The organism is Rickettsia sp. TH2014, assembly GCF_019249195.1.
Taxonomy (GTDB): domain Bacteria; phylum Pseudomonadota; class Alphaproteobacteria; order Rickettsiales; family Rickettsiaceae; genus Rickettsia; species Rickettsia felis.
Window position 1 is genome coordinate 1 of the sequence record NZ_MXAX01000009.1, and the last position, 1,266, is coordinate 1,266.

Sequence of the window (1,266 nt, forward strand, 5' to 3'; positions counted from 1 at the left end):
TCTAAACTGCAATACGGAGGCACGACCAAAATATGAAACAACGACGCCAATCTTTCAAATTAAACGAGTATATTATAAACCTCCTCAAAAGCCTCTATAAAAACCTTTATATCACTTACCGTATTAGTATGGCTTAAAGATACCCTAATCGAAGATTTGGCCTCTTTTTCACTCATACCCATATTGGTTAATACATGCGATTTAGATATTTTTCCTGATGAGCAAGCAGAACCAGAGCTTACGCAAATATTACGTAAATCAAAACCTATTAATTTCACTTGTGCATCTGTATTTTGTACAGTAAATAAAGTAGTATTAGGTAACCTAGCTACGTTATTACTAACAATATTTACGTTTGGATATTCTTTTAATTTTTTCTCTAATATTTCTTGTAAACTTTTGATTTTTATATAATTCTCTATTATATTTTTTCTCATTAATTCAGCCGCTAAACCAAAACCTGCAATTGCTATAATATTCTCTGTACCTGAACGCGCATTTTTTTCTTGTCCACCACCTATAATTATCGGAGTAAGCTGAAAGCGAGAAGTAGAAATTAAAGCAGCTCCTCCCTGCCCACCTCCTATTTTATGTCCTGAGATTGTAGCAAAATCTAATCCTAACTCTTTGATATTTATAGATATTCTGCCAAAACCTTGCACTAAATCACTATGAAATTTTGCATCATATTTTTTAGCTATTTCACTTATTTTGGTTATATCTTGCAGCACCCCGCTTTCATTATTAGCCATAATTATAGATACTAATTTTTTTGTAGCACTACTTTGTGACAATAATTCTTCTAGATGCTCTAGATCAAGCAAACCTTGGTTATCAACTTTTATAACTTTAATATTTGGAGCGTAGTTTATATGGTTATAGATCGATAAATGTTCAATAGCCGATATGAAAATATCACCGTCATAAAAATTTTTCATTATTAAATTATTACTTTCAGTTCCGGAAGAAGTAAAAGTAATATCATATTTTCCCGCAAATAATGATATACCAAGAGCTGCAGCTAATTGAAAACGCGCTTCTTCTACAATATTCTTAGCAAATACACCTGATCTATGTATTGATGAAGGGTTAAGCTCCTTGTCCATCAAACTTATTATGAATTCCTTAACTCTAGGATTGATAGAAGTAGTAGCATTATGGTCTAAATATATCATATATTTAAATAATACTTAGCTCTAAAGCATCTTTAATTGAGATATTTTCAAAATAATCTCTAATATGGGTCATGCCTCCATATTGCAGTTA

At 31.2% G+C, this 1,266-nt stretch carries 1 protein-coding gene; it reads right to left on the minus strand.

Going from position 1 to position 1,266, the window contains the following annotated elements; genetic code table 11:
- Positions 1 to 59: 59 nt before the first annotated feature.
- Entirely contained in the window at positions 60 to 1,175 is a 1,116-nt protein-coding gene (locus KYQ89_RS00120; protein WP_218459777.1) for a cysteine desulfurase family protein, read from the minus strand.
- Positions 1,176 to 1,266 lie beyond the last annotated feature (91 nt).